Here is an 18070-nt window from a genome sequence, read left to right as displayed (position 1 = left end):
TACTCGTAAAGGAGTTCCCCGATGGCCCCGTCCACAACTCGTCGTTCGAACTGGCGAATTGTTGCTCCGGTGCTCGCGGTCGCGGCCCTCGGCCTCACCGCCTGCTCCAACAGCCAGGAATCGAGCGACGTCAAGGGGACGACCCCGCCGGTGTTCACCAGCTCGCCCGCCCCGGCCGGAACCCCCAGCGGTCTGGGCAACACGTCCGAGCCCCGGGATTCCGTCAGCGCGACCCTGAAGGATTCCAGCGGCGCCACCATCGGCACCGCCACCTTCACCAACACCGGTGGCCACCTCGAGGTGGTCGTCGAGGCGCACGGCCTCAAGCCCGGCTTCCACGGCCTGCACATCCACCAGATCGGCAAGTGCGAGCCCAACTCCACCGCCCCCGCGGGTGGCGCTCCCGGCGACTTCCTGTCCGCCGGTGGCCATCTGCAGGTCGGCGACAACAACACGCATCCGGCCAGCGGTGACCTCACTTCGCTCGAGGTCCTCAAGGACGGCACTGCCAAGCTGACCACCACCACCGACGCCGTCACCCTGGACGACATCAAGGGCAAGGCCCTGATGATCCACGCCGGCGCGGACAACTTCGGGAACATCCCAACCCGCTACGCGCCCGCTCCGGACGCGGAGACCCTCGCCACCGGTGACGCCGGGGCCCGGGTCGCGTGCGGTGTCGTCGCCTAACCCCTCGAGGTGAGCCATGGCCGGGCCGGGCAATTCGAAGAAGGTCCACTTCAACTCGTCGCCCCGGCCCACGCTCGGCGTGGAATGGGAAGTCGCGCTCGTCGACAAGACGACCCGCGACCTGTCCAACACCGCCGCAGCGGTTTTCGAGGCCTGCCCTGATCTGCACTCCGGGGACCGCCACCCGCAGATCACCAAGGAACTGCTGAAGAACACCGTCGAACTGGTGTCCGGCGTGCACGACACCGTCGGCGAGGTGGTCGACGAGCTGCGCGCCACACAGGACGCCGTGCGCCGCGTCGCCGACCCGCTCGGCGTCGACCTGTTCTGCGCCGGGACGCACCCCTTCGCGCAGTGGTCGACCCAACAGCTCACGCGCAGTGTGCATTACGACGAACTCATCGAACGCACCCAGTGGTGGGGCCGCCAGATGCTGATCTGGGGCGTGCACGTGCACGTCGGAATCTCGCACCCGGACAAGGTGTTCCCGATCCTCAACCACCTGCTGCCGTCCTACCCGCACCTGCTGGCGCTGTCCGCCTCCTCGCCCATGTGGGCCGGGGTCGACACCGGCTACGCCAGCAACCGGGCGCTGATGTTCCAGCAGCTGCCCACCGCCGGACTGCCCTTCCAGTTCGACAACTGGTCGCAGTTCGAGGGTTACGTGTACGACCAGACCAAAACCGGTGTGTTCGAACAACTCGGCGGCATGCACTGGGACATCCGGCCCGCACCCAAGTGGGGCACCATCGAGGTCCGCATCTGCGACGGCACCCCCAGCAAGGCCGAACTGTCCGCGCTGGTCGCGCTGATCCACTGCCTCATCGTGGATCTCGACCGCCGCGTCGAATCCGGCGAGACCCTGCCCGACATCCTGCCGCCCTGGCATGTGCAGGAAAACAAGTGGCGCGCAGCACGTTACGGGCTCGACGCCATCGTCATCACCGACGCCGACAGCAACGAGCGACTGGTCACCGACGACCTGATGGACATGCTCAACCGGCTCGAACCCACCGCCAAGAGCCTCGGCTGCGAGAACGAACTGGCACTGGTCGCCGACATCCCCAAGCGGGGCGCGTCCTATCAGCGGCAGCGCCGCGTCGCCGCGGCCGCCCAGGGCGATCTGGTGGCCGTGGTGGACTCGCTGGTGCACGAGCTCGAGCAGTAGCTCCGCAGGGCTCGGGAGGTGACTCCGCGGGCAACAGCATCCTGGTGTCCGGCAGGTCGAATCGCGGCGAATCCCGGGTTGCCACTGTGTGATTTGCGTTACTGAGGGACGCGTCCGCCGTACGCCGTGGCCAGGGCGATATCGCCGTGAACGGGCCGTGTTCACCCGGTTCGGGGGTTGCTGTTCAACTGGCCACGGTGCCCGCGTTCACGCGGCGTTTACTATGTCTGGGTGCTGCTCGACGATCCGCGTCCCGATTTCGGCGGTGGGGCACGCCGGATCACGATGCCGTCGCGGCGGCTGTTGCTCACGGCGGTGCTCATCGCGGTACCCGTGCTGCTCATCGGACTGCAGATCTTCTCCTCACAGCACCACTACTTCGGGCCGCTCGAGAGCCTGAAGAACGACTTCGTGGGCGACCCCAAATCCTTCACCGTGCCGTGGGCCGGGCTCGGGCTGGCGCTGATCGGACTGTCCTGGCGCAATCGCGGCATCGCCGTCGCGGCCGCGCTCGGCATCGACCTTGTCTACCAGGCGATTCGGACCATGCACGGCGGACCGCTCGCCATGGGCAACGGGCCCGTCCTGGTACTGACCGGCATCGTGGCGCTCGCGCTGTGGAAATGGCAAGGCGCGCAACGGACCAACGCCCTGCACGCCGCCGCGCTCGGCCTGCTGCTGGTGCTGTCCAACAAGGTCGCCGACACCTGGCTCGCCATCACCGTGCTGGCCGGGCCGCGCGTCCTCGACGAACACGTGGTGCTCGTCGACCACGCCCTCGGCGACCCCTCCTGGATGATGGGGCAGGCGCTGGAATTCCTCGGCCCGGTGGCCTCGGCCGTCCTGCACTGGGTCTACATCGAACTGCCGGTCGGCGCGATGGTGGTGACCATCTGGCAGCTGCGCAATGTGGTGCCCACCGGGATCTGGCCGCGGCACTACCTGGTGCGCACCTTCCTGACCCTCGGGCTGATCGGGCCCATCTTCTACATCGTGTTCCCGGTCGTGGGGCCGATTTTCGCGTTCGGCGCGGACGGGCACGCCTTCTCGCTGGGCCACTACTGGCCCGATATCGTGCCGCCCGTCGACCTCACCCCGGGCTCCATCACCTTCGACCGCTTCACCCCGCGCAACTGCATGCCGTCGCTGCACACCGCGTGGGCGCTGTCGCTGTTCATCCACTCCCGCCGCGACGCCGACGGCAATCCCGCGCCGCGCTGGCTGCGCTGGGGCGGCGCCTTCTGGCTGATCGCCACCCTGTCGGCGACCCTCGGCTTCGGCTACCACTACGGGGCGGACCTGCTCGCGGGCGCGGTGCTGTGCCTGACCGTCGAATCCGCGCTGCGCGCACCGGAACGCGGCTGGGACCGTGCCCGGATCCAGCTGGTCGCGGCCGGAGCGGCACTGTTCGCCGGACTGCTGCTGTCCTACCGGTACCTGTCGTTCGCCTTCGCCGCGCATCCCGCGCCCGCGGGACTGCTCGTGCTCGGACTGTTCGTCGCGTTCGTGGCGGCCTTCTACCGCACCTGGTTCGCGCCCGCGGTCCTGCCGATCACGGTGGAATCCGCCGCCCGGGTCTGATCCGGGGTTCAGATCGCCGGATCGGAATCCGATTCCGGCACGCCGGAATTCGCGGGTTCGGGCAGCGGGCGATTGCGGCGCAGCAGGATCAGCCCGCCCAGACAGCCGAGCGCGATCAGCACCGACGTCCACGCGGGCGCCGAGGTGGCCTGCGCGCTCACCGTGCACACCGCCGATTGATCCGAGCGGATGGCGTACTCGCCGCGAGACACGAAGTCGCGCATGCCGAGTACCGCCGAGGGGACGAAAATGACCATCGTGCCCAGCACCCGACTGGGCACATACCGCGCGGTCGCTCCCATCAGACCGAAACCGACCAGCCACGACACCACCGCCGCACTGCCCACGATCAGCCACGCCTGACTGGTGTCCGGGGTCAGCGCGGTCGACACACCCAGCACCGCCAGCGCCACCAGACAGGCCAGCGGCGCACCGCGCCGGGTGCCGGTCCACATGCCGAACGCCGTCACCGCGACCAGCACCGGAATCGACCAGGCGGGCAGCTCGGCCGCGATGGTCGCCGAACCCACCGCGCTCAGCGCCACCGCCGTCAGCACCACCTCACCGTCCCGGCCGGGCAGCAGCATGGCCGCGATCAGGCCGGTGGCGACCGCGGTGAGCACCGCCAGGCCGACACTGGCCGCGGTGCCGCCGTGCCGGGACAGCCACTCCGCGCTGGCGAGGGTGACCATCACCAGCACCACGCCCGAAAGGATCGGCGCCAGCGGCAGTTCCACCGAGGCCCGCTGCGCGGCGGGCCGATGTCGGTTGGCCAGCACGCCGATCCCGGCCAGCGCCACGGCCAGGGCGATCATCCAGATCGGCGGCATGTCGGTGGCGTGCCAGTGCTCGCCGGTGAGATCGTCGGACGAGCCGCCCACGCGCGGAACCGGATTCACCGAACCCAGCAGCAGGCTGATCAGGATGCCGAGCGTCCACGCGAATGCGGGCAGCCGATGGTGCAGCACCGCCGCGCCGAGCGCGCCCAGCACCACGCCGCCCGCGATCGAGTCGATGAAGTTCATGGTGGACAGCGAGGAGTGCGGATCGGTGGTGTGCCCGAAGACGTGATTGATCAGCAGCACCAGCAGCCCGCCGAAGGTGGTGGCCCAGGCGGCGGTGGTGCTGGCCAGCGTGGTCACCAGCACCGCGACGATCATGGCGATGAGCGCGCCCGCCGCGATCGCGCGGGGCAGGCTGTAGGCCAGCAGATCCAGCTGTAGGGCGGAAGTCTTTGAAGTCCAGCCGAAATCGATGGGTAGGGCCAGCGCCAGACCGGCCACGGTTGCTGTCACCAGAGCCGTGATCGTCTCGGTGGCGACCTGATACGACCTCACCTGGGTGAAACTACCGGTCAGTCGCTTACCGATCGGTCCGACTCGCCTGCAATGCGAAGTTTGCTAATCCGACGCTGCCCGCTGCGCGGCGAACAATCGCAGCGACTCCACCTGCACCGGATCCAGCGACGGCCGCACCGCCGCCTGCGCCGCCGCCACATCCGCCGCCGTCACGTCCGCGGCGTCCACGTCCCGCCGCATGGCCGCCAGCGCCGCCTCGCGCAGCAGTGCCGAACAGTCCGCGGCCGAATAGCCGTCCAGCGCCTCGGCCAGCGCGCGCAGATCGACATCCTTCGCCAGCGGCACCGACTTCGCCGCCGTCCGCAGAATCTCCGCGCGCGCCGCCCCGTCCGGCGGCGGCACGAACACCAGCCGCTCCATCCGGCCCGGCCGGGTGAGGGCCGGATCGATCAGCTCCGGCCGGTTCGTCGCCCCGACCACCACCACATCGCGCAGCGGCTCCACCCCGTCCAACTCGGTCAGCAGCGCCGCCACCACCCGGTCGGCGACCCCCGAATCACTGGACTGCCCGCGCCGCGGCGCGAGCGCGTCCACCTCGTCGAGGAAGATCAGCGACGGCGCGGAATCGCGTGCCCGCTGGAACAACTCGCGCACCGCCCGCTCCGAGGACCCCACCCATTTGTCCATCAGCTCCGCGCCCTTGACCGCGTGCACGCTCAACTGCCCGGTCCCCGCCAGCGCCCGCACCAGGAACGTCTTGCCGCAGCCCGGCGGCCCGTAGAGCAGCACCCCGCGCGGCGGCTCGATACCCAGCCGCGCGAACGAATCCGGATGCCGCAGCGGCCACAGCACCGCCTCGGTGAGCGCCTGCTTGGTCTCCACCATGTCGCCGACATCGTCGAGGCTGAGGCTGCCGATGGCCAATTCCTCCGAACCGGAACGTGACAGGGGGCGGATCACCCGCAGCGCGCCCAGTAGATCGTCCTGTCGCAGCTGCGGTGTCGACCTGTCCCGGCTGGCCCGCAGCGCCGCCTGCAAGGCCGCCTCGCGGACCAGGGCCGCCAGGTCGGTCACCACGAATCCCGGTGTGCGGGACGCGATCTCGTCGAGCTTCAGATCCGCGGTGGGTGCAGTGCGCAGCAACTGCTCGAGCAGGGCCGCCCGCACCCCCGCCTTGGGCAGCGGCAGCGACACCTCCCGATCGAAGAGGTCGGGCGCGCGCAGCCGGGTATCGATCGCCACCGCGTTCGAGGTGGTCGCCAGCACTGCGACCGTCGCCGTGGCCACCGCGCCGCGCAACTGCGCGAGGATCATCGTCGAGACCGGGCCCGCCTCGGCGGGCAGCAGCATGTCGATATCGGTGATGATCAGGACACCGCCCGCGCCGGAACAGATCTCGTCGACCGCCGCGCTGACCTGCCGCAGCCGGTTGCCGTCCTCGGTCGCGCCCACCAGCGGGCCGTCCAGCTCCACCACCCGCCGCGTCCCGACCACCGCCCGGGCCAGCGTCGCCTTGCCGACGCCCACCGGGCCGGTGATCAGCACCCCCAGATGTGAGGACGCGCCAAGAGTTTTCAACAGCGCGGGCTCGTCGAGCGCCAGGTTGAGCCACTCCGTCAGCTTCGCGGCCTGCGTCTGCACCCCGGCCAGATCCGCCACCGCGACCGCTGCCACCGGAGCCGCGGACGGCGGCCGGGCCGCCTCGGGCGCGGGGGCCGCGACGCCGAAGGTGTCGTGCGGCGTCTCCAGCACGGCGATACCCGGACCCCACACCACCGCGCTGTTGGGCTGCACGCTCACCGGACCCGACGCCGGATCGGTCGCCGTCACCGTCAGCAACTCCGAGGTCGTCGCGATCCCGAAGTGCGAAAGCGCCTCGCGGGCAGCCGAAGTGCCGCTGCCCGGCCCCAGATCGCGCGGCCGCAACGACACCACGTCGCCGACGGTCACGACCTTGCCGAGCAGCGCCTGCCGCAGTGTCGACTCCGGGATGGTGCTGGTCGCCAGCGGCGAACCGGTCACCGAAAGTTGTTTGGCCCCATACACGGTCACCGGCGCGACCGTCACCGACGCGCTGTCGCGGACCCCCGCGTTGGACAGCGTCACATCATCGAGCAGCACGATCCCGCGCGGCGTCGAGCGCGGCGCGACCGCCACCACCGCGGCCGTCCGCCGCGACCCGATCACCGCGATGCCGTCCCATTCCCGCAACCCCAGCGCGGTCATGGCCTCCGGATGCAACCGCACCAGCCCGCTGCGGGCATCGGCGGCCGAGATATTCAGGCGAGCAGTCAGCACGAGTTCCGGCACGCGTTCAATTCTGCCCGCCGCTGCCGCCGGAAACGTCAGCCCGTGCGAATTACGAACCCGGCCGGACCAGGTCGACGGCCGGGTTCCAGGTCAGCGCTGGCCCGGACGGCGCAGGCGCAGGCGAGCGGTGGTGACGCGGGGGACGCGCGGCACCCGACCGGCGAGCGGGCGCTGGCGGCGGTTGGCGCGGCGCTGAGCGCGACGCTCGGCCGGCTTGTGGCTCCAGGTCTCCGGACGAGCGGCCACCCAGCGTGCCGAGTGCACGGCGAACGGGATGTGCACGATATACAGGGCGACCAGGGCCATCATCAGGATCAGCGGGTAGGTGACCAGCAGCGCGGCGGCCAGGGCCACCAGCACCAGCAGGATCGGCGCGTTGCGCGGGGCCACCGATACCGACTTGACGGCCAGCGTCGGCAGCGTGCTCACGCACAGCAGACCGGTCAGCACCGTCCACACCGCGACCGCGGGGAAGCTCACCCACCAGCCGTCGTGGAACTGCTCCGACAGCGCGATCGGCAGCAGCACGATCAACGCCCCGGCCGGAGCCGGTACGCCGGTGAAATACTCACGCTGCCAATCGGGCCGGGAGTCGTCGTCCATCAGCGTGTTGAAGCGGGCCAGCCGCAACACCATGCAGACCGCGAACATCAGCGCGATGATCCAGCCCACGCTGTCCGCGTGCAGGAACGTCACGTACAGCACCAGCGCGGGCGCGACACCGAAGGCGATGGCGTCGGAGAGCGAATCCAGTTCCGCGCCCATCTTGCTGGTCGCGTCCAGCATCCGGGCGATGCGCCCGTCCAGCATGTCGAAGATGGCGGCCGCGCCGACCAGGGCCAGCGCGATGGCCAGCTGACCCTCCATGGCGAACTTGACCGACGACAGACCCGAGCACAGTCCCAGAATGGTGACCATGCTCGGCAGCAGCCGGATGGTGCGGTTGCGGCGGCGCGCGAGCGGCGCGGGCGCGAGTTGCTCCATCATGAATCCAGTTCGGCCAGCACCGTTTCCGCGCCGATGGTCCGCTGCCCGGGGGTGACCAGCAACCTGGTCCCGGCCGGGAAGTAGGTGTCCACGCGGGAGCCGAAACGGATCAGGCCGTAGGTGTCGCCGATGGCCAGCTTGTCACCCGGCTTCGCCTCGCACACGATGCGCCGCGCCAGCAGGCCCGCGATCTGCACCACCACGATCCGTTGTCCCGCTTCGGTTTCCAGCACCATCGAATTGCGCTCGTTGGCATCGCTGGCCTCGGGCAGATCCGCGGAGAGGAATTTGCCCTTCTGATAGGCGATCTGCTCGACCACACCGGCCACCGGCACCCGCTGCACGTGCACGTCCAGCACCGACAGGAAGATGCTCACGCGCGGCAGCGGCGCGTCGCCCAGGCCGAGTTCGGCGGGCGGAATCGCGGTATCGACCAGTGCCACTTCACCGTCGGCGGGCGCGACCACCACACCGGGCCGGTTCGGCGGCACCCGGTTCGGATGCCGGAAGAAGGTGGCGGTGGCGGCGGCCGCGAGCAGTCCGGTGCGGCGCAACCACTTTCGCCGGAAGCCCAGGGTCGCCACCGCGAGCGGTGCGGCCACGAACGGCAGCCCCGCGGGATGTAGCGGCGGAACGGCTTTGCGGATCAGATCGGCGACGTGACCGAGGCCGGTCTGTTCCGGAGTGCCGGGCGGGGTGGGTCGGCGGGCCACAGGCTCCTCTTTCATGCGCGGATGGGGGCGGTCAGGGACCGCGATCACACGATACGGGAAGCCGGTCGCGCACTCGCGTTCTCGGTCCGCGCACCGGGGTGTGAGCCAGCGGCGGATGACCTTCGATTGTGACCATAAGCACAACCACGCGGGCCCGACTCGATTAATATGAGGCAGCCTCATGTCTGCGGCATTGTGGGTCCGCGGGGGGTGAGGAACCCGATGAAGGTCACGTTCGACACGCAGTACATAGGAGAGAGAACCATGGCTGCTCGAATTGCCTCGATCAGCGGGGTAGAGCACACCGCAATGCTGGGGCTGGGCGTCTACCGCCCGGCCCGCGTCGTCACCAACGACGAGGTGGCCGGCCCCATAGATTCCAGCGACGAATGGATCCGGTCGCGCTCCGGAATCCGCACCCGCCGCTTCGCTTCCGAGGACGAGACGATCCTGAAGATGAGCACCGCGGCCGCCCGCGACGCCATCGAGGCCGCCGAGATCGAGGCCGACCGGATCGACTGCGTCATCGTCGCCACCTCCACCTGGCTGTTGCTCACCCCGGCCGCCGCACCCCAGATCGCCACCGAGCTCGGGCTCACCGGCGTCGCCGCCTTCGACATCTCGGCCGGCTGCGCGGGCTTCTGCCACGCCGTCGCCATGGCATCGGACCTGGTCAAGGGCGGTACCGCGCGCAACGTGCTGGTGATCGGCGTGGAACGGCTCACCGACACGGTGAACCCGGCCGACCGCGGCACCGCCTTCCTGTTCGCCGACGGCGCGGGCGCGGTGGTGATCGGTCCCGCCGAGGAGTCCGGCATCGGCCCCACCGTGTGGGGTTCGGACGGCACCCAGCACCACGCCATCCGCCAGAACAAGGACTGGATGCAGTTCTTCCGCGAGATCGACGAGCAGGGCACCGACGCCGTCCGCCCGTACCTCGCCATGGAGGGCACGGCCGTCTACCGTTGGGCCGCACACTCTTTGGAGAAGGTGTGCCGCGACGCCATCGAAAAGGCGGGCCTCACCACCGACGACCTCGACGCCATGGTCCCGCATCAGGCCAACGGCCGGATCATCGAGATCATGGCCCGGGTGCTGAAACTCCCGGAGAACTGCGCCCTCGCCAACGACATCGAGGAGACCGGAAACACCTCGGCCGCTTCGGTTCCGCTGGCCATGGAGGCGCTGATGCGCAACGGCGACGCCAAACCCGGCGGCGTCGCGCTGCTCATCGCCTTCGGAGCGGGCCTGTCCTACGCGGCACAGGTGGTCCAGCTCCCGAACTGGAAGTAGCTTCGGGCTCCGAGTTATCCGATATCCCAGACGGCGGTCACCGTGAAAGTGACCGTCTGCTGGCCGGGTTCGAGGTTGATGCTGGGCGCGGCCGAGGGGGCGGCGTCCCGGTACATCGGGGTGGGCGTTGCGCCGCTGCCGTTTTCGCTGATGGTCTTCACCGTCTTCAGCTTCAGCCCCGACAGGTCCGCGTACTGCTGGGCGCGGCTCTTGGCATCATCGAAGGCGCGGGCGCGGGCATCGGAGAGCAGTTTGGTGTTGTCCTCCAACGCGAATGCCACCGAGCTGATGCGGGTGTCGTTGCCGCCCGCCTGTACCGCGGCGGACAGGATGCCCGACGCCTTCGGCAGGTCGCGCACCGCCACGTGCATGGAATTGGTGGCCCGATAGCCGGTGATGGCGTGCCCGTCGGTCCCATAACTGGGCTGCACCGACAGGTCGCTGGTGGTGATGTCCTCGCGTTTGGCCCCGGCGTTCACCATGGCGTCGGTGATGGACTTGGCCTTCGCGTTGGACTGGTCGACGGCGCTGGACACGTCGGCCGCGTTCACCTCGGTGCCGAGGTCGGCGTTGAGCACATCCGGTGTGCCCTGCACCTTTCCGGTTCCGGTGACGGTCACGGTCCGGTCGCCGGAGTCGGAGCTGCCGCAGCCGGTGAGCAGCAGTGCGACCCCGGTCGCCACGGCGCAGATGCCTGTCAGTCGTCGCATGCCCTCGAACCTACGCATGTCCGCCGGTGCGCAGCGGCGGAACACGCGGGGTTCTCAGTGCTCGACGGTGACCTTGATCCGATCGAGGGTCTGGTGCATGCCGTCGACCAGCGCGGCCTCGAAGTGCTCCTCGCCGCCGAACGCGGTGTCGATGGCCTTCTGCAGCCACCACGGCAGCTTGGCCGGAACGTCGCGACGCTGGGTCAGCGTGGTGCCGCCGTTCGCGGTCGGTTCGAGGTTGTAGCTCCAGACGGTGTGGTTCTCGGTCATCCGGAAGGCGATGGCGCGATTGGGCTCGAATCGCACCACGCGCGAGGTGGTCGGATACCAGTACCCGTCCGCGCGATTGAGATTCACCATCCAGGTGCCGGTGTGCAGGGTGCGGCCGAGGGGACGCACCCGCTTGGTCTGCGGGCTGAATTCCGGGGTGCGCTTCAGATCGGAGACGACGCCCCAGACCTGCTCGGGGGATGCCGCGATATCGATGCTGGCTTCCAGGGTGTTCGGCAACGTTGCCTCCGGGGACGAGAGTCGGTTTCAGGCATCGTAGGGGTGGTGGTGTGGGTCACCGTATATACGGTGTTCCGCATCACCGGGTTCGATCGATGGCTATGGCAACGACCATGAGTTGAAAATCAACTAGATCACATTCCGGCGGTGTCGATGTCCGAAATGTAATGGGCAGCGCACAATGTGGGATAAACGAAGCAACAGACACTGCCACCAGCTTCCGATCGGGAAACGTGAGGTGATCGGCCGTGAACCTGCGCTCGCTCCTGCATCGCGAGACCAAGAAGGTCCCGCTGCTCCCGCCGCCCCGCTCCACCGGGCAGCAGCGGCGTTTCAGACGTAAGTCCAACGGGGACCTCGAAGAGTGCCTGGAATGCCTGCTGACCCCCGGTGAGCTGGATCTGGTTCAGCGTCATCGGATTTGATCGGGGCCGCCGCGATGTTGTGCTTCTCGCGAAATCGGACCGCTCGGACGTATGCCGACTTGCGTCGCCTATTCATACTCGTTAGGTGACTTCACCAGTTGCCGCGAAGCCGGCCATCCTCAGCGTCGACGACGATCCTGGCGTCTCACGCGCGGTCGTGCGGGATCTGCGTCGCCGATACGGGGCGGACTATCGGATTCTGCGGGCCGAGTCGGGCGCGGACGCGCTCGATGCCTTGCGTGAGATGAAACTGCGCGGCCAGCCGGTCGCGGTCCTGATCGCCGACTACCGGATGCCCGGTATGAACGGCGTCGAATTCCTGGAGCAGGCCATGGACCTGCACCCGTATGCCCGTCGCGTACTGCTCACCGCGTACGCCGACACCAACGCGGCCATCGAGGCCATCAACGTGGTCGATCTCGACCACTACCTGCTCAAGCCGTGGGACCCGCCGGAGGAGAAGCTCTACCCGGTCGTCGACGCCCTGCTGGACGCCTGGCGCTCCGACGAGCACAAGCCGGTCACCGAGACCAAGGTGGTCGGGCATCGCTGGTCGGCCCGCTGCTCCGAGGTGCGAGAGTTCTTGGCGCGCAACCAGTTGCCGTATCGCTGGTATCAGGTGGACGAGCCGGAGGGCGCGCGGCTGCTGACCGCCGCGGGCACCGACGCGGACCACTGCCCGGTCATCATCAACCCGGGCGGCGAGGTGCTGATCATGCCCACCGACGCCGAACTGGCGGCCGGTGTCGGCCTCAACACGGATGCCTCCAGCGACTTCTACGACCTGATCGTGATCGGCGGCGGACCGGCCGGTCTCGGCGCGGCGGTTTACGGCGCGTCGGAAGGTCTGCGCACGGTGCTGGTGGAACGCACCGCCACCGGCGGACAGGCCGGGCAGAGCTCCCGCATCGAGAACTACCTGGGCTTCCCCGACGGCGTCTCCGGCGCACAGCTCGCCGACCGGGCGCGGCGACAGGCCGTGAAATTCGGGGCCGAGCTGATCACCGCCCGCGAAGTGGTGGCCCTCGAGGCCTGCGGCGCGGCCCGCGTGGTGCGCTTCGCCGACGGCGGCACCGTGGCCGCGCACTCGGTGCTCATCGCGACCGGCGTCAACTACCGCCACCACCCCGCTCCCGGCGTCGACGAATACACCGGCCGCGGCGTCTACTACGGCTCGGCCATGACCGAGGCCAGCGACTGCGCCGACCGCGACGTCTACATCGTGGGCGGCGCGAACTCGGCGGGTCAGGCGGCCGTCTTCCTGTCGCGCAAGGCCGCCGCCGTGCACATCCTGGTGCGCGGTGACTCGCTGGAATCGTCCATGTCGCACTACCTGATCCAGCAGATCGAGCAGATCCCCAACATCAAGGTGCAGACCCGCACCGAGGTGGTCTCCGCCGACGGCGACGACCACCTGGAACGCATCGTGCTGCGCAACAACGACACCGGCGTGGAAGAAAAGGTGGACGCCGAGCGTTTGTTCCTGTTCATCGGGGCCGCACCGGAAACCGACTGGCTCGACGGCCTGGTCGAACGTGACGACCACGGCTATGTGCTGGCGGGACCCGATCTGATGGTGGACGGCGCCAAGCCCGCGGGCTGGGAGCTGCCGCGTCCCCCGCAACATCTCGAGACCAGTGTGCCCGGCGTTTTCGTGGCCGGTGACGTGCGGTCGGAGTCCGCGAAGCGAGTGGCCTCCGCGGTCGGTGAGGGCGCGATGGCCGTCATGCTGGTGCACCGCTGGCTCGCGAAACAGTAGGAGTAGGCGAATGGGCAACACCCGATTGATCTGCGACCCGAACGAACTGCGTGACCTGTTCCTGTTCGAGAAGCTCAACGACGAACAGCTGGCGTGGCTGTGCCGCGACGGCCGGGTCGAAATGTTCGAGCCGGGACTGGTTTTCCGCGAGGGCGACCCGGCCACCTGCTTCTACGTCCTCATGGAGGGCGAGGTCCGGCTGACCAAGATGTCGGGCGGCGAGGAGATCGAACTCGTCCGCACCAGCCATCACGGGTCCTACTCCGGCGCGTGGACCGCCTACATGGGCGACAAGGTCGAGCAGCTCTACAACGCGTCGTTCTATGTGACGGTGCCGTCGAAGTTCTTCGTCCTCGACGCCGGAACCTTCGCGCACATGGTGCAGGAATGGTTCCCGATGGCGCTGCACCTGCTCGAAGGCGTGTTCTTCGGCAACCGCAACGCCAATGAGCGCATCGGACAGCGGGAACGGCTGCTGGCGCTGGGTTCGCTGTCGGCGGGCCTGACCCACGAACTCAACAATCCGGCCGCCGCCGCGGTCCGCGCCACCTCCTCGCTGCGCGAGCGGGTCGCGGGCATGCGGCACAAGCTCAAGATGATGGCGGCGGGCAAGTTCAACTCCGAGACCCTCGAGGCGCTGGTCCAGTTGCAGGAGGAGGCGGCCGCGCAGGTCGCCAAGGCGCCCACGCTGACCTCCCTGGAAGCCTCCGACCGCGAGGACGAACTCGGGGACTGGCTGGAGAACCACGGCATCGGCAACCCGTGGGATCTCGCGCCCAACTTCGTGCAGGCCGGCTTCGACATCGACTGGATGGAGAAGATCCACGGCACGCTGACCGATTGCGGCACCGATGTTTTCGAGGGCGCGATCCGCTGGCTCAACTACACCGTCGAGACCGAACTGCTGATGAACGAGATCACCGACTCGACGCAGCGCATCTCGTCGCTGGTGAACGCGGCCAAGCAGTACTCGCAGATGGACCGCGCGCCCTTCCAGGTGGTGGACATCCACGACCTGCTGGATTCCACGCTGGTCATGCTGGCGCGCAAGATCGGCGACGACATCACGGTGATCAAGGAGTACGACCACGGCCTGCCGCCGGTGCCGTGCTACGCCGCCGAGATGAATCAGGTGTGGACGAATCTGATCGACAACGCGGTCGCGGCCATGGGTGGCAGCGGTACGCTCACCGTTCGGACCTACCGCGAGAACGAGTGTGTCGCAGTGGAAATCGGTGACACCGGCCCCGGCGTGCCGGAGGAGATCCGGACCCGGATCTTCGAACCGTTCTTCACCACCAAACCGGTCGGCGAGGGCACCGGGCTCGGCCTGGACATCTCCTTCCGCATCGTGGTGAACAAGCATCACGGCGATATCCGGGTCGAATCCGAGCCCGGGAACACCCGATTCATCGTCCGGCTGCCGATCGAAGGCGCGGACGTGGCCGAATCCGTTTCAGCGGCAACCATTATGGAGGGCAACTGATGGCCGAGCAGATCGAAGGCATCGATATCGCGGTGTCGCCCAGCGGTTCCGGCTGCGTCGAATGCGACGCCGCGGGCGGCTGGTGGGTGCACCTGCGCCGCTGCGCGCAGTGCGGGCATGTCGGCTGTTGCGACATGTCGCCGAACCAGCACGGCACCAAGCACTTCCAGAGCACCGGGCATCCGTTCATCCAGAGCTTCGAGCCGGGTGAGGACTGGTTCTACAACTTCACCAGCGAGGAGATGTACGAGGGCGGGCCGGAACTCGCGCCGCCGCACGCACATCCGGCGGATCAGCCGGTGCCGGGTCCGCGCGGCCGGGTCCCCGCCGACTGGCAGCAGCACCTGAACTGATCGACGGCGTGGACGGCCGCTGAGCTTCGTCTTCCCGGGCCCGCCCCGGCCGGGTACGCTGCTGCTCGCGCCGGGTGGCTCCGGCGCGCAGGTGTTCCCGGGAAGCTCGGAAAGCAGGCATGAAGCGTCTATCGATCGTCGCCCTCGCGGCAGGTGCGATGGCCTTGAGTCTCGCCGGATGCGGTTCGGATCAGTCCGTGGCGGCCACCGGGCAGAAGCAAGCAGCCAGTTCCACCGCTGTGGTCAAACCGCTGGTCCCGGCCGCTTCGGTCACTCCCGTGGCACCCGTGATCGAGCCGCCCGCCGACGCGCCGGTCACCGCGACGGTGGTCAAGAAGACGACCGCGCCGGACGGTGCGCAGACCACCTGCGGCGACTTCCGCAATCTCAGCGAGGACGCCGAGCAGCAGGTCATCCAGCAGGTGCTGGCCGCCAATCCCGGCTCGTTCCTGGACGGCAATCCGCACTCGGCGCTGAGCACCGCGAAGCTGGCCTGCCTGTCCGGTAGCTACACCGATACTCCGGTCGCCGTCGCAATTCGGGTGTCCGCCAAATAGTTTGGATCCCGGCCATGGTCGGCCAGGGATCAGCGGCCGGTCGGCCCGCTCTCGCATCGTGGCGACGTGTGGACGGCTGTGGGGATACGGCGTGTTCGCGAGCGTATCCTGCTCAAACGAATGAGTGTTGCGAGAACGGGTGGCTGGATGGACGTCGACGGACTGGTCGAATTCGAGCGGCATCGACCACGACTGTTCGCACTGGCCTATCGGATGCTGGGTTCCGCCGCCGAGGCCGAGGACGCGGTGCAGGAGGCCTATCTGCGCTGGGACGCCAGCAATCGCGCCGAAATCCGTTCCGCCGAAGCCTGGTTGACCACCATCCTGGTGAATCTCTGCCGCAGCACCCTGGATTCGGCTCGCGCCCGCCGCGAGAGCTACGTCGGTCCGTGGCTGCCGGAACCCGTGCCGACCGGCCGCGGCGAACTCGGCCCCCTGGAATCCGCCGAACAGCGCGAAATGGTGTCGCTGGCCTTCCTGACCCTGATGGAACGGCTGACCCCCGCTGAACGCGCCGTCTTCGTGCTGCGGGAGGCCTTCGGCTACGCCCACCGCGAGATCGCCGACATGCTCGAACTGTCGGAGGCCAACTCCCAGCAGCTGTATCGCCGTGCCTCGCAACGGGTTCGCGAGGATCGACCCCGCTACGACCCCGCCCCGAAGCACGCGCGGGCGCTGCTGGAGAAGTTCCTGGTGGCGGCGAACGCCGGGGATGTGGCCGCGCTCGAGGCCATGTTCGCCGCCGACATCGTCTCCATGGCCGACGGCGGCGCCAACGTCAACGCCGCCCGCCGCGCGGTCGTCGGCGCGCACCGGGCCGCCCGCTACTTCACCTGGCTGTTCGCCCAGGAGGTCCCCGACCTCACCGTCACCCTCGACGAGGTCAACGGCGCACCGGCGTTCGTGGCGCGCTCCGGCGGCATCCCCGTCGTGGTGGCCACCGCGGAGTTCGCCGGCGACTCCATCGCCGCCGTGCACCTGATCGTGAACCCGGACAAGCTCGAGTACTTCGCCCGCACCACCGCTCCGATCTGAGCTGGATCGCGATGTGACCCAGCACACGTCGCGAAGCTGTCAGGGATTCGGGGGCTGCGTGGTCTAGAGGGTGTCGGCGCCGAACGGGGCCGGGCAAGGAGCACTCTCGTGAACACGCAGCATCGAATCGTCGTCCTGGGTGCGGGGTACGCGGGACTGGCCGCGGCACAGCGGGCGGTCAAGGCCAAGGGCGCGCGGGTCACCGTGATCGACGCGCACACCGAATTCGTCGACCGGGTGCGACTGCACCAGGTCCTCGCGGGTCAGGACGTGGCGCGCTGGGATCTGCGGAAATCGTTGCAGGACAAGGGCATCGACTTCATCAACGGGTGGGCCGCGCGGGTGGACGCCGAGGCGCGACAGGTCGAGCTCGCCGACGGTGCGACCGTCGGCTACGACACCCTGATCTACGCGCTCGGCAGCCGCGGCAACCGGTCGGGTGTGCCGGGCGCGGGCGAGCACGCCCACTCGGTGGCCGTCGCCGAGGATCTGCGCGCCATCCCCGAGTTGGCCGGTCGGGTCGCGGTGGTGGGTGCGGGCGCGACCGGTATCGAGGTGGCGGCCGAGCTTGCGGAGTCGCGGCCCGATCTCGAGGTGGTCCTGGTCAGCAGCGACGAGCCCGGCGTGTGGCTGACGCCCAAGGCCACCAGGCACATTCGCGCCACCATGGACCGGCTCGGTGTCGAGGTGCGCGTCGCGAAGGTCGCCGAGGTGACCGCCGCCGGACTCGAACTGGTCGACGGTGCGCGGATCGCGGCCGAAACCGTGCTCTGGACAACGGGTTTCGCGGTCCCGGCGGTGGCGGCCGACTCGGGTCTGCCGGTGGACCCGCGCGGCCGGATCCTGGTCGACGAGCAGTTGCGGGTGCCGGCGCATCCGGAGATCTACGCGGTGGGTGATGCCGCGGTGATGGTCGGGGTGAACGGTCGGGAGGCCCGGATGTCGTGCCAGGCAGCGCAACCCGCGGGCAAGTACGTGGGTGCGGCGGTCGTCGCGCGGCTGCGCGGGAAGACGCCGCGGCCGCATCGGCCGCGTTTCGTGCTGACCTGCGTGAGCCTGGGGCGCCGGGACGGGATCATCCAGTTCATGCACGCCGACGATTCGAACGCCCGCACGGTGCTGACCGGGCGGACGGCGGCGGGCATCAAGGAGTTCATCGTGCGGGCGGTGGGTTCGGCGGCCAAGCCGTGAGAGA

General features: G+C 68.9%; 17 protein-coding genes. 11 read left to right on the top strand and 6 right to left on the bottom strand.

Going from position 1 to position 18070, the window contains the following annotated elements; all coding sequences use genetic code 11:
* The first annotated feature begins 21 nt into the window (after positions 1-21).
* The 3 genes from sodC to OG300_RS29815 all read left to right on the top strand — a co-directional run bounded on the left by sodC (position 22) and on the right by OG300_RS29815 (position 3439).
* A complete protein-coding gene (sodC, locus tag OG300_RS29825; RefSeq protein ID WP_405486639.1) occupies positions 22-690 on the top strand; it encodes a superoxide dismutase[Cu-Zn] in 669 nt (222 codons plus the stop codon).
* Positions 691-706: 16 nt separating this feature from the next.
* Entirely contained in the window at positions 707-1858 is a 1152-nt protein-coding gene (locus tag OG300_RS29820; RefSeq protein WP_405486637.1) for a glutamate--cysteine ligase, read from the top strand.
* A gap of 285 nt (positions 1859-2143) precedes the next feature.
* Positions 2144-3439, top strand: coding sequence for a DUF5933 domain-containing protein (locus tag OG300_RS29815; RefSeq protein ID WP_405498729.1), 1296 nt, complete (start codon positions 2144-2146; stop codon positions 3437-3439).
* 8 nt (positions 3440-3447) lie between these two features.
* Here the strand turns inward: OG300_RS29815 and OG300_RS29810 are convergent, their stop codons facing one another.
* The 4 genes from OG300_RS29810 to OG300_RS29795 all read right to left on the bottom strand — a co-directional run bounded on the left by OG300_RS29810 (position 3448) and on the right by OG300_RS29795 (position 8747).
* Positions 3448-4776: a hypothetical protein gene (locus tag OG300_RS29810; protein WP_405486635.1), complete on the bottom strand. Its 1329-nt coding sequence runs from the start codon at positions 4774-4776 to the stop codon at positions 3448-3450.
* A 63-nt stretch (positions 4777-4839) separates the two neighbouring features.
* Positions 4840-7047: an AAA family ATPase gene (locus OG300_RS29805; RefSeq protein WP_405486633.1), complete on the bottom strand. Its 2208-nt coding sequence runs from the start codon at positions 7045-7047 to the stop codon at positions 4840-4842.
* 90 nt (positions 7048-7137) lie between these two features.
* A complete protein-coding gene (gene pssA, locus OG300_RS29800) occupies positions 7138-8034 on the bottom strand; it encodes a CDP-diacylglycerol--serine O-phosphatidyltransferase (protein ID WP_405486631.1) in 897 nt (298 codons plus the stop codon).
* Entirely contained in the window at positions 8031-8747 is a 717-nt protein-coding gene (locus tag OG300_RS29795; RefSeq protein WP_405498728.1) for a phosphatidylserine decarboxylase, read from the bottom strand. Before OG300_RS29795 ends, pssA begins: the two co-directional genes overlap by 4 nt.
* A 264-nt stretch (positions 8748-9011) precedes the next feature.
* On the opposite strand from OG300_RS29795, the gene OG300_RS29790 reads away from it, so the two are divergent.
* The gene (locus tag OG300_RS29790; RefSeq protein ID WP_405486629.1) at positions 9012-10040 is read left to right on the top strand and encodes a beta-ketoacyl-ACP synthase III; all 1029 of its coding nucleotides are present in this window, start codon (positions 9012-9014) and stop codon (positions 10038-10040) included.
* Positions 10041-10054: 14 nt separating this feature from the next.
* Here OG300_RS29790 and OG300_RS29785 read toward each other — a convergent pair whose 3' ends face one another.
* A complete protein-coding gene (locus tag OG300_RS29785) occupies positions 10055-10750 on the bottom strand; it encodes an SIMPL domain-containing protein (RefSeq protein WP_405486627.1) in 696 nt (231 codons plus the stop codon).
* 54 nt (positions 10751-10804) lie between these two features.
* Complete coding sequence (locus tag OG300_RS29780; RefSeq protein WP_405486625.1) at positions 10805-11260, bottom strand: SRPBCC family protein; 456 nt, start codon at positions 11258-11260, stop codon at positions 10805-10807.
* Between the two features lie 248 nt (positions 11261-11508).
* On the opposite strand from OG300_RS29780, the gene OG300_RS29775 reads away from it, so the two are divergent.
* The 7 genes from OG300_RS29775 to OG300_RS29745 all read left to right on the top strand — a co-directional run bounded on the left by OG300_RS29775 (position 11509) and on the right by OG300_RS29745 (position 18066).
* Complete coding sequence (locus tag OG300_RS29775) at positions 11509-11685, top strand: hypothetical protein (protein WP_405486623.1); 177 nt, start codon at positions 11509-11511, stop codon at positions 11683-11685.
* 85 nt (positions 11686-11770) lie between these two features.
* On the top strand, positions 11771-13444 hold the full coding sequence (locus OG300_RS29770; protein ID WP_405486621.1) for an FAD-dependent oxidoreductase: 1674 nt from the start codon (positions 11771-11773) through the stop codon (positions 13442-13444).
* 10 nt (positions 13445-13454) lie between these two features.
* Positions 13455-14930 carry an ATP-binding protein gene (locus tag OG300_RS29765; RefSeq protein WP_405486619.1) on the top strand — a complete coding sequence of 492 codons (1476 nt, stop codon included), beginning with the start codon at positions 13455-13457 and terminating at the stop codon, positions 14928-14930.
* Complete coding sequence (locus OG300_RS29760) at positions 14930-15283, top strand: UBP-type zinc finger domain-containing protein (protein WP_405486617.1); 354 nt, start codon at positions 14930-14932, stop codon at positions 15281-15283. Before OG300_RS29765 ends, OG300_RS29760 begins: the two co-directional genes overlap by 1 nt.
* A 119-nt stretch (positions 15284-15402) precedes the next feature.
* Positions 15403-15840, top strand: a complete 438-nt coding sequence (locus OG300_RS29755) for a hypothetical protein (RefSeq protein ID WP_405486615.1) — start codon at positions 15403-15405, stop codon at positions 15838-15840.
* A 120-nt stretch (positions 15841-15960) separates the two neighbouring features.
* A complete protein-coding gene (locus OG300_RS29750; RefSeq protein ID WP_405486613.1) occupies positions 15961-16875 on the top strand; it encodes an RNA polymerase sigma-70 factor in 915 nt (304 codons plus the stop codon).
* A 108-nt stretch (positions 16876-16983) separates the two neighbouring features.
* Positions 16984-18066, top strand: a complete 1083-nt coding sequence (locus OG300_RS29745) for an NAD(P)/FAD-dependent oxidoreductase (protein WP_405486611.1) — start codon at positions 16984-16986, stop codon at positions 18064-18066.
* The last annotated feature ends 4 nt before the right edge of the window (positions 18067-18070 follow it).

This window comes from Nocardia sp. NBC_00511, from assembly GCF_045161165.1.
In the GTDB taxonomy this organism is placed as follows: Bacteria; Actinomycetota; Actinomycetes; order Mycobacteriales; family Mycobacteriaceae; genus Nocardia.
This window is presented reverse-complemented; position numbering and strand designations above follow the sequence as displayed.